Below are 13,871 nucleotides of genomic sequence, written 5' to 3'. Positions count from 1 at the left end.
ATTGATGTTATAAAGTAAAGAGATAGAAAAATATCACGCTGAAACAACATAGCTCGTGACAACTCCTATTGCGATGTTCTTTATCTCATCTGCAAGGGTATTTCCCCCACTGCTATCAACAGTGTATCTTACTGCTAAATATGGCTCTCCAAGAGACTCTATCCCAAAGTCCTTAGTGCCCATAATGCTTGCTTCGGAGTATTCGATCCATAGCCACATTTCCATGGTTCCATCTGCAGAATTCCACAATGCTTCAACATGCCAGTTGCCTGATGCATAGTGTTTGTACTCTGAAGTAGCCGCTGTCATGGATCTCCAATATGCATCACTGCCTGTTCCCGAGTGGCTTCCAAAGTGGATATAGTTATACGGGGGCCCTAATGGGGAGAATTTGACCATTCCATAGGATCCAGTCTCAACACGGTAGTATATAGTGGTGTATACATCTGCTTCAGCCCACCAGGTTTCCTGCTTTATCTTCAGAGTCACGCTTCCAGGAATTCCTGCGGATACTGCCGGGCTCAAAAGCCCTAGTACGACAAGCCCAACAAACAACCCCATCAGGTATTTTCTGCTTATCTCCATTTGCCCCCCCCCCCCCATTACGGTGGATGGGCATATTGTTGTGGTAGTTTAACCTTATAAGCTTTTTCTTTTTATGTTGGTATTATTAGAACTTGGCGCATATAAAACTGGGAAATAAGGGTTGTAATTAATTACAATTGTGTGGTTCTGATGAATCAGAGAGCGAGCAGGTTAAGCTCATCAACTCCCTCCTCAAGTCGTCGAAGACCTTTCCCTTATCAAGAGGGGAGCACTCCACCTTAAGGGAGGGCTGAGGGCCGAAAAAGCTAGGTCCCCAGCCTTCTCTTCACTTCCTCCCCACTCAGCCCCCTAACGAGGAGGTCCTTCTCCCTGCTCGTCTCTCCCTTCACTATGCTGACCTCGGCTCCGAGGAGCTTCGAGAAGAACTTCACAACTTCCTTGTTGGCTTTGCCCTCCACTGGCGGAGCCGCTATTCTAACTTTCAGCCTCCCGCGCCACTCATCTACCCCTTCAATCGCGTTCTTCTTAGCCTTCGGCTGGACGTGGATCAGGAGCAGAACTCCATCCTTGGTCTCCTTGATGAACTTCATCTCAGTCCCCCCACTCGTACTTCCAGACTATTTCCGGCGGGAACTCCTTCCGTTTAAGCTTTTCGAGTATCTCATTTGCAACAGAGTAGGCGAAGTCGATGGTCTCCTTGTCTATCAGCCTGTAGTTGAGCGCCATCTCAAGCTCGTCCTCGTCGAGGAGGAAGGCCTCTCCATTGGGGAAGACGAAGATGTCCAGGAACAGGTCAAGCATCTCAATCGTGTTCCCGTACCGCTTCGTGTAAGCTAAAACGTCCATGTAAAGCCCCTTAAAGTTTCCATTCTTATCGTAAACCTTGAGGATGTCATAGTTCTCCCCAATGAAGGCGAAGTACACCATCCTATAGCCATTGTCTATGACCTTAACTCCGTTCACAAGAAGGGGGGCAAGCATGCCCGAAAACTCCGACTTTGCAACAACGATGTTTCCAAAATCTGCTATGACCTCGTCTTCACGCTCAAGAACCCTGTTCGGAATGCGTTTGTATATGAGGCGAACCCTCCTCATTCTCCCCCTCAAACGAGTTCACCCAGAAGCTTTAAGGCAGTTACGGAACCGAGGATAAGATAAACCCACCGGAGCCTCTCGCTTCCAAGCTTTAGGGCGACCCTGGCGCCGAGCCACGCCCCCAGGCATACCGGGATGAGTATCGGGAGAAGCAGTTCGCCATTGATTTTCCCTCCCAGCCCGTAGACGATGGCAGCAACGAGATTGTTGGCGAATATTATCGCCTTGGCCGTTCCGTTGGCCCTAAGCATGTCCATTCCGAAAAAGGCCCTCAAAGCGGCTATCACTACGAGCGTGGACGCTATGCCGAGGATCCCGATGTAGGCACCTATGATGAAGCCCACTCCCGAAACGTGCATCCAGCTCGCGCTCCCGCTTTTGGGTGGCATTTCTTCCGGCTCGCCCCGGATAGAGAGGTAGATGCCGACAAAGAGAAGGGGAAGCACCACGATTCCCGCTGTTTTCTCAGGGATTGATGCAAAGAAGTAGCTGCCGGCAAGGGCGCCTGCTATAGAGAAGATAGCAAGGTACGGGGCGGTTCTCACCTCAACGGCACCGCCGCGGTAGTAAGTCAGAGCAGAGACAAGGGTTAACGCCGCTATAGCCACCTTTAGCGTTCCAACGGCGCTCTGCACGGGAATTCCGAGAAAGGTCAGCAGGGAGAATATCACGATGCTCCCGCCACTCATGAGGGAGCCTATGAAGCCCGCGGAGAGGGATACGATGGCGAGCACCAGGGTTCTCATATGCCCAAGTTGGTGAAAGCCCTTAAAGGGTTGTTGGGTGTTGGCAAAGCATTTTTATTATGAAGGCCTATACGTTAAAATGATGAAGCGGAAATTGGAAGACATCAAGAGGACTTTGGAGGAACACAAACATGAGCTCCGCACGCGTTTCGGGGTCAGTAGTATAGCCATATTCGGCTCCTACGCACGGGGCGAGGAGGGCGAGCTCAGCGACCTTGATATTCTCGTCGAATTTGAGAGGCCGATAGGCTGGGAGATAGTAGATTTAAAGGACTACCTCGAGTCCCTGCTGGGGGTAAAGGTTGATCTCATAACAAAGAACGCCGCAATGAGCCGGAAGAAGTTCTGGGAGCATATAAAGGGGGAACTTGTCTATGTCTAAGCGTGATCCGTGTCTCTTCCTTACCGATATCCTGGAGGCCATCGAGAGAATCGAAGAATATACCGAGGGCTATGATTTTGAAACCTTCGTAAAGGATAGAAAAACTGTTGACGCAGTTCTGAGAAACCTTGAAATAATCGGAGAAGCTGCGAAGAACATCCCAGAGAGTATCCGGGAGAAATATTCGTCCATTCCCTGGAGAAGGGTGGTTGGCCTGAGAAACGTTGTTGTCCATCACTATTTCGGCGTTGACCTTTCGGTAGTATGGGTCATCGTCAGCTCTCAGATTGGAGAACTAAAAGAGGAAGTAGAACGGATAATCCAGGGGGAGTGCTAACCTCCAAAAATAAGTTCCTTCAACTTCCCCGGCAGTTCTTCGATCTTCACCCTGACCTGCTCCCTAGTGTCGCGGTCCCTGATCGTCACGGTCCCGTCCTCGGGCGTCTGGTTGTCGACGGTTACGCAGTAGGGAGTTCCAATCTCGTCGTAGCGGAGGTACCTCCTCCCAATTGTGTCCTTCTCGTCGTAGACGACTATGAAGCCCTCCTTCTGGAGCGTCCTGAAGATATCGTAGGCTATGCTCTTGAGAGGTTCTTTGGCAACAAGGGGAAGCACTGCTACCTCAATCGGCGCCATGTCCTTCTTGATCCTCAGGTAGGTTCTGTCCTCCTCGATGACGAGGCTGTTCTCAAGGAGCAGGTAGAACGGCCTGTCTATACCAAAGCTCGGCTCGAGGACGTGCGGGACGATCTTCTCACCGGTTATCTTCTCCTCGACCTCGCTGATTATGAAGTCGTCCTTCTCAAGCTCGTAGCCCTCGATGGTAACTTTCCCGTCCTTTTCGAGGAGCTCAACGAGTCCGCGCTTCTTCTCCTCGTCCCAGTCCTTGATCAGCTCGTTTATTCTCTTGGCGTCCTTCTTCAGCTTCGGTCCGACCCTCTTCATGTTGAGGCTTACCTCAAGCTTCTTCACGATCTTCGGCTCGTCGTAGTGAATGAGGACTGTCAAGTCGGCGCCGCTCATCTTCATGTGCCTGCTCAGGTCGTAGTCGCCCCTGTTCGCTATTCCAACGCACTCGACCCAGCCGAAGCGCTCGCTGTGGATTTCAGCGTCCCAGGTGTCCCTTGAATAGTGGGCCCTCTCCTCCGGGAGCTGCTGGCGGAACCTGATCTTCTCCTCGGGGATGCCGATGTCGAGGAGAACCCTCTTGACCATGACCATGTAGTAGGCGAAGAGGGTGTTCATTATGTAGCCCTTCTTTACGGCCTCTTCCGCCGTTATCTCGATCATACCGAGGTTCTTGAGCTGGTGCTCTATCGGGTAGAGCCTTAGGACTTCGTGTTTGACTTCGTCGAAGTGAGGATGTTCGGTCTCGTTGGGATTGAAGAATATCTCCGCCTCGGCCTGCGTGAACTCCCTCAGACGGAGCATCCCCTGCCTCGGCGATATCTCGTTCCTGTAAGCTTTGCCTATCTGGAAGACGCCGAAGGGGAGCCTGTTCCTCGCGAAGGCGTTCAGGCGCTTGAAGTTCACGAAGATGCCCTGGGCCGTCTCGGGCCGCAGGTAGCCCTTCTGGTCGCCGTAGGGCCCTATTTTGGTCTCGAACATCAGGTTGAAGTACCACACGTCCGAGAGCTCACCGCCGCACTCCGGACAGCGGATGTCGTGCTCCCTTATCAGCTGGGTGAGGTGTTCCGCGCTCATACCCTCCGCGTCTATCCCGAGGGCCTCCTCGACGAGGTGGTCGGCCCTGAACCTCGCCCCGCACTTCCTGCACTCCACGAGCGGGTCAACGAACTTCTCAACGTGGCCGCTCGCTATGAAGACCCTCTCGGGGGTTATGTCCGGGGTCTCGAGCTCGAAGAAGCCCTCCCTCCGAAAGGCCTCCCTTATCTTCCGCTCGATCTTCCTCTTTATCGTGGCCCCCAGCGGGCCGTAATCGTAAAAGCCCCTCGCACCGCCGTAGATTTCAAAGCTCCCCCAGGCGAAGCCCCTCCTCCTCATCAAATCCTGAAGAATCCCGTACTTATCCGCCATTCTCACCACCTGAAACTGGAGTAAGGCCATTTCATAAAAAGCTTTTGGAGAGGGAGTCGTCGGGACGTCAAAAAATGAGAGAGGATGGCTTCAGCTTCAACCCCGCTCCAGCACGAGGACGCCGATGGGTGGCACCTCTAAGGTTCCGGAGAGCCGGCGCGTGGAGTTCTCGGGCCAGACGACCCTCCATTCCCCTGCCGGAAGCTCCAGTTCCGCGGGCTTCTTCCAGGCGTTGGCCACCACCAGAACCTCATCGTCGTGCCCCCTGAAGAACGCCATAACGCCGTCCTTCGCGGTGTAGAACCTGATGGCACTGCTCCTTAGGGCGGGAACGCTCTCCCTGAGCCTCGCCAGGGCCCTGTAGTGGTTCAACACGTCCTCGTTCGCGTGGTCCCACTGTATCGGATAGCGCTGCTCGTCGTAGTGGCTCTTATCGCCCAGCAGGCCCCTCTCGTCCCCCTGGAAGGTCACCGGGGTTCCGGGGAGGGTGTAGAGGAGAGTGGAGAGCAGTTTGAGCCGCTGGATGGATTCGTTGCCCGGTCTATCGCCGAGGCTTCCACCGCCGAGGTCCGTGAGGACCCTGGAGGTATCGTGGGAGTCAACGAGGTTGAAGCCCATTGCGGCGACGTTCTCCCCGTAGGAAGCGTAGTACTGCCCCATCATCTTCATAGCGGCCTCCCCGCTCAGGTAACCCCTCGCGTAGTTCAGCAGGATGTCCCTCCCGAGGGCGTAGTTCATGAGGGAGTCGAAGCGGTCCCCTCTAACCCACTCCGGCGACAGCGTCCATATCTCGCCGAGCAGATACGCGTCCGGATGCTTCTCCTTCACCCTCTCCCTCAGCTCGCCGAAGAAGGTTCCCGGATCCAAAACATCGCCCGGGGTGTCGACCCTTATCCCGTCGAACCCGAAGTCGAGCCAGTGAAGGGCCGAGCCTATGAGGTACTCCCTCACCTCCGGGTTGGCCGTGTTGAGCTTTGGAAGACTGCCGAGCCCCCACCAGCCGACGTACGCGTTCCCATCTCCCAACTTGAACGGCCATTCTTTGACGAAGAACCAGTCCCAGTAGGGGCTCTGAGTTCCCCTCTTCCAGACGTCCTGGAACATCGGATTCCCGATGCCGCAGTGGTCGGGCACGAAGTCGAAGATTACCCTCATGCCGCGCCTGTGGGCCTCCTCGAGGAACTCCCTGAGGTCTTCCTCGGTTCCGAACTTTGGGTCCAGTTTGTAGTAGTCGTAGGGGTCGTAGCCGTGGGCACTCCCAGAGAGGAAGACCGGGTTGAGGTAGATTATCGTAACTCCCAGGCTCCTGAGGTAGTCGAGCTTCTCGGTTATTCCCCTTATGTCCCCGCCGAAGTACTGGTGGCAGCAGTGGAGGGGGGTTATCGGGTCGCTCCAGTTGGAGAGTATCGGTTTTCCCGAATGGACCTGGTTGAGGAGGAGCTCGTCGTGGTCCAAAGCCAGGGCGTCGTTGCTCTCGTTGCCGTTGTTGAATCTCTCCGGGAATATCTGGTAGGCTATCCCGTTGCTCACCCATTCCACCTGGGGGAAGCGGTCAACGCCGTCGAAGCTGAAGAGGGGGTTCTCGCTCGTGTTGAGGATTACGAAGCCCTCCCCGTCGGTGGAGTTCAGAACGATGTAGTACCTCGTGGGCTCAACGGACGGCACCTCGGCCCGCCACATTTCCCCCGAGTCCCACCAGACCTGAAGTCTCATTGTGTAGTTCCCCTTCTCCGTTACGAGAACGGCCGAGCTCACGCCCTTTCTCTCCGCCTTAAACCTGATGACCGTCCGGTTGTCGGCAACGCTGAGGTAGGCCGGGTCGCCGGGGTCGAACTCTACAGAGAAAGTGGAGTTCCCCTTCACTATCCTAACCGCGTTCTTTCCGCCGTAGCCGTCGTCCGCGTAGCCATCGGCATCGGGGTCGTAGGGCCTTCCCGTGCCGTCGTCCGACATATCCTTGACCCACTGACCGTTGATGAAGTACTTGTACTCGTACTTTCCAGGCTTCAGGAAAACCGTGACGCTCCAGGTTCCGTTCTCCTCCTTCATCGGTAACTCGGCCCAGTTGTTGAAGCTCCCGCGCAGGCTGACGGACTTCACGGTCCCGTTTCCGGGGTGATAGGTGAACCTGACGGGAACCTTCCCGGTTGAGTAAGCCCCGCCGGAGCCGGTGTAGATGGGCGTGTAGTTGCCGGACGGCAGTTCAAGCCCTCCCTGCGGGGGGGAGTGCGTGGGCGTGTGGGATGCCGTGGAAGTTGGAGCGGCTGTGGAAGTGGGGACAGTGGATGGGGCGGTAGAGACTGTGGAGGCGGGAGAAAGGGAGGAATTCCGCGCTGTTGTTGACGTTGGAGTGGAGGTGCCCGCCGAGATGCACCCGCTTACCAGGGCGGTGAGAACGAGCACCACAAGTAGTAATGCCGTCTTCTTCATGATACCACCTGCTCACCGTTGGTGATACACGGTTATAGCGTTTTCCCGTGAGGTTCGGTGGCACACAAAGCGCAGGGAAAGAGTTATAAACCGTTTCCCTCGTTATCGTTACGAGCTTTGATTATTTGGAGGTGCGTGAAAATGGCGGAAAGACCACTCGACGTTATTCACAGGTCGCTCGACAAGGACGTGCTCGTGCTCCTGAAGAGGGGTTCCGAGTTCAGGGGCAGGCTCATCGGTTATGACATCCATCTGAACATCGTCCTCGCCGACGCGTCCCTCATACAGGACGGCGAGGCCGTTAAGAGTTACGGTAAAATCGTCATCAGGGGAGACAACGTCCTGGCCATCTCCCCGGTCGAGATTGAGTGAAGCGAGAGATAGCGGGGTGATAGGATGGGAAGCGGGACTGCACCGAAGGGCAGGAGAAATCACACTCCAACTCACATCAAGTGCAGGCGCTGCGGAAAGCGCGCCTACAACGTCAAGAAGGGCTATTGCGCCGCGTGCGGCTTCGGAAGGAGTAGACGCATGAGGAAGTACAGCTGGTCCCACAGCTGGAGGAAGAAGAGGAACCTCCGCTACTGACCTTTCTTTTTAACCCTCACCCGGCGGGTTCTTCATCGAGTTATCCAGCGGAAGTTCGTTCACCACAACCCTTATTAACTCAAATGTTATTCTCCCCGTTTAGAGGGACGTCTTAATGGTTCGCCTGAACGAGGAGCAGCGCCGCCTCTGGAGCCTTGCCTGGCCGGCCATAACCGGCAACATCTCCCAGACCCTGCTCAACTTAGTGGACATGATGATAGTCGGCCAGCTCGGCGCCCTCGCCCTCGCCTCCGTCGGCCTCGGCGGTCAGGTTAGCTGGTTCATGATGCCCATCATGGCGGCGGTCGCGACCGGAACCCTCGCCCTCGTCGCGAGGTTCACGGGCGCCCGGGACGAGATTAACGCCACGCTGACTCTGGAGCAGAGCCTCTACCTGGCGTTCCTCCTCGGGATTCCGGTTACCCTCTTCGGATGGTTCTTTGGAGACGACGTCCTCAGGATAATGGGCGCAAAACCGGATGTGGTCGCCCTGGGTTACGAGTACATCAAGGTGGTGTTCGCCTTCTACCCCCTCCGGTTCGCGGGTTTCACGGCCTTCTCCGCCCTGAGAGGTGCGGGGGACACAAAAACCCCCATGAAGCTCGGCATCCTGATGAACGTTATCAACGCGGTTCTCGATTACCTTCTCGTGTTCGGGAAGTTCGGCTTTCCCAGGCTCGGTCCGGTCGGCGCCGCATGGGCCTCGGGGATGGGGATAACCGTCTCCTTCATCATGGGCCTCTACCTCCTCTGGAGCGGAAGGCTCGTACTCCGTTTTAAACCGAGCTGGAGCTTCCATCCCGAGATGGCCACGCGGATCCTCCGCATCGGCGTGCCGACGATGGTGGAGCGCGGCCTCTTCAGCTTCTACAACTTCCTCTACATGAGCATAGTGACCCGCTTCGGAACGGTGGCCCTGGCCGCCCACCAGGTGGGCCTCCGCGTTGAGAGCATAGCCTACATGCCAGCCTTCGGCTTCAACGTAGCTACTTCGGCCCTCGTCGGTCAGAGCCTCGGTGAGGGAAGGCCCGAAAAGGCGGAGAGAATCGTCCACGAGGCCCTCAAGATGGTCGGCCTCTTCATGGCCGTTATGGCCTTCATCCTGATAGCCTTCCCGCGTTACCTCGTCATGCCCTTCATAAGCACGAGCGACCCTCATCGCTTGGAGGTCATGAGGCTCGCGAGCATCTACCTGATAATCGTCGGTATAAGTGAGGTCCCCCTCGGATGGCTCTTCGTCCTCAGCGGGGCGCTGAGGGGTGCGGGAGATACGAAAACGCCCATGTACATCACCGCCGTCAGCAAGCTCCTCTTCCGCATAATCCCCGCATACCTTCTCGGGTTCGGCTTCACCCTCGGGGCCCTCCACTTCGCTGGCCTCGGTGTTGTGGCGGCCTGGATAGCCATGAGCCTCGAGACCTTCGCCACGGCGGCCCTCTTCTGGTGGGCCTTCAGGAGGGGGAAGTGGAAGTACGTGAAGGTATGAAGATGCCTTTCCCGACCGTTTCTAAAATCTGGGTAAATGGGGGCAATAAATCAAGAAAATAGCAGGGGAGAAGACATGCCCCCGTTTAAAGCGCCGAGACGTGGAAGAACGCCTCCATCAGGCGACCGAAGAGGTAACTCAGGAAAGCCGCGCCGAGACCCGTGGCAACCATCTCGGCTACCTTTTTCCGGATTGAGATACCCGAGAGCAGTGAGATGAGCGTCGCCACCACCGCGAGGGCGGAGCCGGCCAGCAGTACTGACACCGGAAGGGCCACCAGGGAGCTTGACGTGAGGAAGTAGGGCGTGACGGGGAAGACGACGCCGAGCAGATAGGAGAGGCCGGTGTAGAGCGCCGCCCTCACCTCGTTCTCCTCGGCCTCGGGAAGGAGGAGTTTCATTATCGCCTCACCCCTGCCGGCGAGCTTCTCGGCCACGTCCCTCGCCACCTCCTCGGGCATCCCACCCTCGACGAGCCTGTCGATGAGCTCTCCAGAGACTTTCTCCGGAGAGACCCTGAAGAGAACCTCCATCCTCTCCCGAATCGACTCCTTCACCTGTCTCTGGGAGCGGACGGAGACGAAGGTTCCGATGGACATGGAGAGCGCCCCCGCGACGCCCACTATGAGTCCGCTTATCCCAACGATTTGGGGATTGTTCGGATAGACCGCGGAGAGACCCGTTACGGCACCGAGGAGCTCGACCAGGCCGTCGTTCATGCCCAAGATGAGGTCCCGGATGTTCTCGACGTGGAAGCGCTTCTCCTCCTCCCTGAAGAACCTCTCGTGCTCGAGCTCGTCCAGGATGACCTCCTTCATGGCCCCTATTTCCTCTTCGCTGAGGTTCCCCGCGTAGGTCGTGAGGTACCTGAAGTACTTCTGTATCGCGCTGTTCTCGCCCATCTCGAGCAGGGAGACCACCAATGCCGGCCCAAAAACCTTCCTGAGGAGTTTAACACTAAAAACCTTGAGCTTCCCCACAGAGGGTTTCGGGGTCTTCCCCCCGCGTTTCTTTACGAACTCGTACCAGAACCTGGCGTGCTTGGCCTCTATCTTCGAGAGCCGGAGGAGCTCTTTCTTTATCTCCCCGTCCCCCTCACCTTTTGCGAGACGGGCGTACAGCACTGAATCGGAGTACTCGTCCCTGTAGAAGTTCTCGGCGAGTTTTACCATCCCGTCCATTATCCCACACCCCATCCAAGTTATCGCAAGGGATTAAATAGATGTCGAGGGGCTCACCGAGTGGACTTCAGAACTCCAACGACCTCCTGAAACGGCGCGTCCGTCTTCACCGCGGTGGGCGAGAAATGCGTCCTCGTGGCGCGGTAGCCCAGTTCCTCCAAAGCTTCTATGAGGCGCGACACCTTCATAACCCCGAGGCCGTTCCTCCTCGCGAGGGCGTGGGTGTCGTAGAAGAACGGCACGTCAAGTTCCCCGGCGAGGAGCTCGAGGAACAGGAGGGTCTTCCCGTGGGCGAGGGTTTTCTCACCCGCCAGTGTCAGCATCCTGCGGGCGAAGTCCTCATCCTTAAGGGGCCCGAGCCAGAGGGGGCCGTGGGCACCCGGTTTTTTGGGTAGAACCGCCCTTTCGTACCCGAACTCCCCGTTTTTCTTCTGCCAGAGGTAGCCGAGGTTGGAGAGGCTCTCATCGGCATTCCTCGCGCCGCTCTTCAGCCTCAGAAAGGCGCGGAAGTAGTGGTCGCGGTGGTAGGCAAGTAACACCTCAACCCCGAGGTCGTACTTCGCCGCGTACCTCACGACCGTCCCGATAAGGATCCTGAGGCCGGCTTCGTGGCAGAGTTCACCCCTGAGCGGCTCGGCGAGGTACTTCCTCAGGCAGGCGTTCCTGTAGGCCCCGCACAGAACCCCGGTGTCGGTCGCGGTAACGGCCAGAACTCCTTTTCTCCTCACGCTCCTCAAGGCCGTGTCGAGGAACCCCACCGGCGAGCCAAAGGGGTCCAGGTCAAGGAAGTCGAAGTACCTGAACTTCTCGGCCATGAGCCTGTTGGCGTCGTCGCGGTTGGCCACGACCTCTTTACCGTTGCGGAAGGAAACCCTTCCATCCCCTATCCTAACCCCCTCGACGCCGAGGTTCAGCCGGACGTTCTTCAGGATGAGGTTGAAGGCTTCCTCGCTTATGTCGTTGAGCCAGACCTCTCCCGCTGGGGTCTCGAGGGCGTAGCGGACGCCCCTTATCCCCGTGGCGGAGAGGGCATCGAGAACCTTCCGGGGTTTTAGAATATCAACTGCAAGGACGCTCAAATCCCGGTTCAGGGCCATCACCGGGTTGTAAAAGACCGGGGCGTCGTAGATTCTCTCCGCCTTCGGAACGAGGATCCTCGCGAGGCCCTCCCTCATCTCAACGAACTCCATTCTCTCACCGAAGGAAGAAAAGGACGGAGGGTTTAAAGGGTTTATCTAAAGGATATCGACGTGGTCTCCAAGGGCCTGCCCCGGAAGTCCGGGCTTGAAGTAGGCCACCACCTCTCCGCCGTTGCCATGCGTTCTAAGAATTTTGCCGTACATCTTCTTCCCGGTCGGCGTTTTCCAGAGAACCTTCCTGCCGATCAGCCGGGCGGCGCTTCCCCTCTCGTCGATCCCGAGGGGCTTGAGAATCATGTGGTGGTTGTCCTGGTGCTCCTTGGTACCTGCGTAGGCGAGGACGAGAGCCTTTCCCCTGACCATCGTCCCCACCTCCACCCGTGGTTAAGCGGGAGGGGATTTTTAAGGTTTATCGTCCCCGAGGAACTGGCCCAGCCCATCGTCTATATCCAGAACTTCCCGGAGGTTCTTTATCTTGATGAAGTTCATCCTCTCGGAGAGGAGGGCAACGTCGCTCTTGTGGGGGGAGAACTTCTGGACGAAGAGGGTGTTGTCGTCCAGGACGTAGGTGAACCTGCTCGGGCTGTCGTCGATCCAGACGAACGGTTCCTCGGGATGGAGCTCCCTCAGTGCCCCGAACTTCGTGAGCATGTCCCTCGTCCCCTTGAACGTTATGACCTCGTCGAACTCGTCGTACCAGTTCGTCTTCTTCATGAAGATTACCTTCCCGCCCGGATAGGTGTGCTCGCCGGAGAAGCTTATCACGCGCCTGCCGCGCTTTCTGAGCTCCCTGATAACCTCCCTGGCGAAGGGGAGGTCCTTGATGTAGCCGGGCATGAGCTTGTAGTACTCGTGGATGGTGCCCTGGGCGACGAGCTCGTGGATGACCCCGAGATAGCGGTATGTGAGCTTGCCCTTGATGAATAGAAACAGGGCCTTGTAGTAGTCGTCGTAGAGGTCGCTCTCTATCACCGCCGGGATCGTCTTCTCTATCGCTATCCTCAGGGCCTTCTCGACCGCTCCCGTGCTGTCCACGAGGGTGCCGTCAAAATCGAAAAGGTAAACCGTCACTCCGATCCCCGTGCAGGTTTTCTTCCGGGGGTTTATATTCCTTCCGAGGTGTGACCCCCGAAAGGATTTTATTCCCTCACCCGTTACAGAGAGCGGGTGGTTGCCGATGAGAATTAAAAGACTCCAGGAGTTTATAAATGAACATGAACTCGATGCCGCTCTGATAACCCGGAGGGAAAACCTCTTCTACTTCACGGGGAGCGCTCCCGTCCTCGGCGGTTACCTTGTCGTCACCCCGGACGATGCGCTCTTCATCGTTCCCGAGCTCGAGTACGAGGAGGCCAAGGCGAATTCAAAGGTCCCGGTCGAGAAGTTCAAAACCGGGAAGGAGCTTTACGAGAGGCTTTCCTCGTTCAGGCCCAGAAAACTCGGCATCGAAGGAAAGACCAGCTTTTCAACCGTTCAGACACTCAAAGAGAAGGCCGGGGCGAAGGATTTTGTCCCCATCGACGAGGTGATAAGGGACCTGAGGATAATCAAGGAAGCCGGGGAGATCGAGGCGATAAAGGCCGCCTGCGGGATAGCGGACATGGCCATGATGGCGGCGCTCGAGGAGGCGAGCGAGGGTAAAAGGGAGAGGGAAGTCGCCGCCCGAATGGAGTACGTCATGAAGATGAACGGTGCAGAAAAGCCGGCCTTCGACACCATAGTGGCGAGCGGCCCGCGCTCGGCCCTTCCCCACGGGGTAGCGAGCGACAGGCGGATAGAGAGGGGCGACCTGGTGGTCATCGACGAGGGGGCGCTCTACAGGCACTACAACTCCGACATGACCAGAACCATCGTCGTCGGCAGTCCCAACGAGAAGCAGAAGGACATCTACTACGCCGTCCTCGAGGCCCAGAGGAAGGGGGTTGAGGTGGCGAGACCCGGGATGACCGCGAAGGAGCTCGATACGGTCGTTAGAGACGTCATAGCGGAGTACGGCTACGGGGATTACTTCATCCACTCGACCGGGCACGGCGTCGGGCTGGAGATCCACGAGTGGCCGAGGGTCAGCCAGACCGACGACACCGAGCTCAGGCCGGGGATGGTGATAACGGTAGAGCCAGGAATATACATCCCGGGATTCGGAGGGGTCAGGATCGAGGACACAATATTGATCACTGAGGGCGGCGCGGTCAGGCTGACCAGGACGGAGAGGGAGCTCATCTGAGCTTCTCCTGTTCTTTCC

Annotated in this window: 16 protein-coding genes; 6 read left to right on the top strand and 10 right to left on the bottom strand. The window is 57.0% G+C overall.

The genetic code is table 11. The features are described 5' to 3' along the window. Positions 1-33: 33 nt before the first annotated feature. From A3L02_RS04230 to A3L02_RS04215, 4 genes are all read right to left on the bottom strand, one after another. A complete protein-coding gene (locus tag A3L02_RS04230; protein WP_088862771.1) occupies positions 34-585 on the bottom strand; it encodes a hypothetical protein in 552 nt (183 codons plus the stop codon). Between the two features lie 266 nt (positions 586-851). Then, on the bottom strand, positions 852-1,136 hold the full coding sequence (locus A3L02_RS04225; protein WP_088862770.1) for a DUF167 domain-containing protein: 285 nt from the start codon (positions 1,134-1,136) through the stop codon (positions 852-854). 1 nt (position 1,137) lies between these two features. After that, positions 1,138-1,641 carry a DUF402 domain-containing protein gene (locus A3L02_RS04220; protein ID WP_088863828.1) on the bottom strand — a complete coding sequence of 168 codons (504 nt, stop codon included), beginning with the start codon at positions 1,639-1,641 and terminating at the stop codon, positions 1,138-1,140. Between the two features lie 8 nt (positions 1,642-1,649). Further along, positions 1,650-2,387 (bottom strand): sulfite exporter TauE/SafE family protein, encoded by a 738-nt coding sequence (locus tag A3L02_RS04215; protein WP_088862769.1) that lies wholly within the window; start codon positions 2,385-2,387, stop codon positions 1,650-1,652. A gap of 82 nt (positions 2,388-2,469) precedes the next feature. Between A3L02_RS04215 and A3L02_RS04210 the strand changes: the two genes are divergently transcribed. Together A3L02_RS04210 and A3L02_RS04205 are read left to right on the top strand one after the other, a co-directional pair. Continuing rightward, positions 2,470-2,769: a nucleotidyltransferase family protein gene (locus tag A3L02_RS04210; RefSeq protein WP_088863827.1), complete on the top strand. Its 300-nt coding sequence runs from the start codon at positions 2,470-2,472 to the stop codon at positions 2,767-2,769. Then, a complete protein-coding gene (locus A3L02_RS04205; protein WP_088862768.1) occupies positions 2,762-3,106 on the top strand; it encodes a HepT-like ribonuclease domain-containing protein in 345 nt (114 codons plus the stop codon). The genes A3L02_RS04210 and A3L02_RS04205 overlap by 8 nt, the downstream gene beginning before the upstream one ends. Here the strand turns inward: A3L02_RS04205 and glyS are convergent. Together glyS and A3L02_RS04195 are read right to left on the bottom strand one after the other, a co-directional pair. Next, complete coding sequence (glyS, locus tag A3L02_RS04200) at positions 3,103-4,806, bottom strand: glycine--tRNA ligase (protein ID WP_088862767.1); 1,704 nt, start codon at positions 4,804-4,806, stop codon at positions 3,103-3,105. The genes A3L02_RS04205 and glyS overlap by 4 nt on opposite strands. Before the next feature lie 96 nt (positions 4,807-4,902). After that, positions 4,903-7,236 (bottom strand): alpha-amylase family glycosyl hydrolase, encoded by a 2,334-nt coding sequence (locus tag A3L02_RS04195; RefSeq protein ID WP_088862766.1) that lies wholly within the window; start codon positions 7,234-7,236, stop codon positions 4,903-4,905. A gap of 141 nt (positions 7,237-7,377) precedes the next feature. Between A3L02_RS04195 and A3L02_RS04190 the strand changes: the two genes are divergently transcribed. The 3 genes from A3L02_RS04190 (at position 7,378) to A3L02_RS04180 (ending at position 9,310) form a co-directional block, all read left to right on the top strand. Further along, positions 7,378-7,608 (top strand): LSm family protein, encoded by a 231-nt coding sequence (locus A3L02_RS04190; RefSeq protein ID WP_088862765.1) that lies wholly within the window; start codon positions 7,378-7,380, stop codon positions 7,606-7,608. Between the two features lie 24 nt (positions 7,609-7,632). Further along, positions 7,633-7,824 carry a 50S ribosomal protein L37e gene (locus A3L02_RS04185; protein WP_054834096.1) on the top strand — a complete coding sequence of 64 codons (192 nt, stop codon included), beginning with the start codon at positions 7,633-7,635 and terminating at the stop codon, positions 7,822-7,824. 115 nt (positions 7,825-7,939) lie between these two features. Continuing rightward, complete coding sequence (locus tag A3L02_RS04180; protein WP_088862764.1) at positions 7,940-9,310, top strand: MATE family efflux transporter; 1,371 nt, start codon at positions 7,940-7,942, stop codon at positions 9,308-9,310. 85 nt (positions 9,311-9,395) lie between these two features. On the opposite strand, the gene A3L02_RS04175 is transcribed toward A3L02_RS04180, so the two are convergent. From A3L02_RS04175 to A3L02_RS04160, 4 genes are read right to left on the bottom strand one after another with little or no spacing between them, the layout of a single operon-like run. After that, on the bottom strand, positions 9,396-10,490 hold the full coding sequence (locus A3L02_RS04175) for a VIT1/CCC1 transporter family protein (protein ID WP_088862763.1): 1,095 nt from the start codon (positions 10,488-10,490) through the stop codon (positions 9,396-9,398). Between the two features lie 53 nt (positions 10,491-10,543). After that, the gene (locus tag A3L02_RS04170) at positions 10,544-11,680 is read right to left on the bottom strand and encodes a tRNA (guanine(10)-N(2))-dimethyltransferase (RefSeq protein ID WP_088862762.1); all 1,137 of its coding nucleotides are present in this window, start codon (positions 11,678-11,680) and stop codon (positions 10,544-10,546) included. 45 nt (positions 11,681-11,725) lie between these two features. Further along, a complete protein-coding gene (locus A3L02_RS04165) occupies positions 11,726-11,992 on the bottom strand; it encodes a 50S ribosomal protein L35ae (RefSeq protein WP_088862761.1) in 267 nt (88 codons plus the stop codon). A gap of 39 nt (positions 11,993-12,031) precedes the next feature. Further along, entirely contained in the window at positions 12,032-12,700 is a 669-nt protein-coding gene (locus tag A3L02_RS04160) for an HAD family hydrolase (RefSeq protein ID WP_088862760.1), read from the bottom strand. A gap of 106 nt (positions 12,701-12,806) precedes the next feature. On the opposite strand from A3L02_RS04160, the gene pepQ reads away from it, so the two are divergent. Next, positions 12,807-13,853: a Xaa-Pro dipeptidase PepQ gene (pepQ, locus tag A3L02_RS04155; RefSeq protein WP_088862759.1), complete on the top strand. Its 1,047-nt coding sequence runs from the start codon at positions 12,807-12,809 to the stop codon at positions 13,851-13,853. The last annotated feature ends 18 nt before the right edge of the window (positions 13,854-13,871 follow it).

The sequence above is a fragment of the Thermococcus celer Vu 13 = JCM 8558 genome (assembly GCF_002214365.1).
In the GTDB taxonomy this organism is placed as follows: domain Archaea; phylum Methanobacteriota_B; class Thermococci; order Thermococcales; family Thermococcaceae; genus Thermococcus; species Thermococcus celer.
The sequence above is the reverse complement of the archived record's forward strand: the minus strand, read 5'-3'. Positions and strand labels throughout refer to the sequence as shown.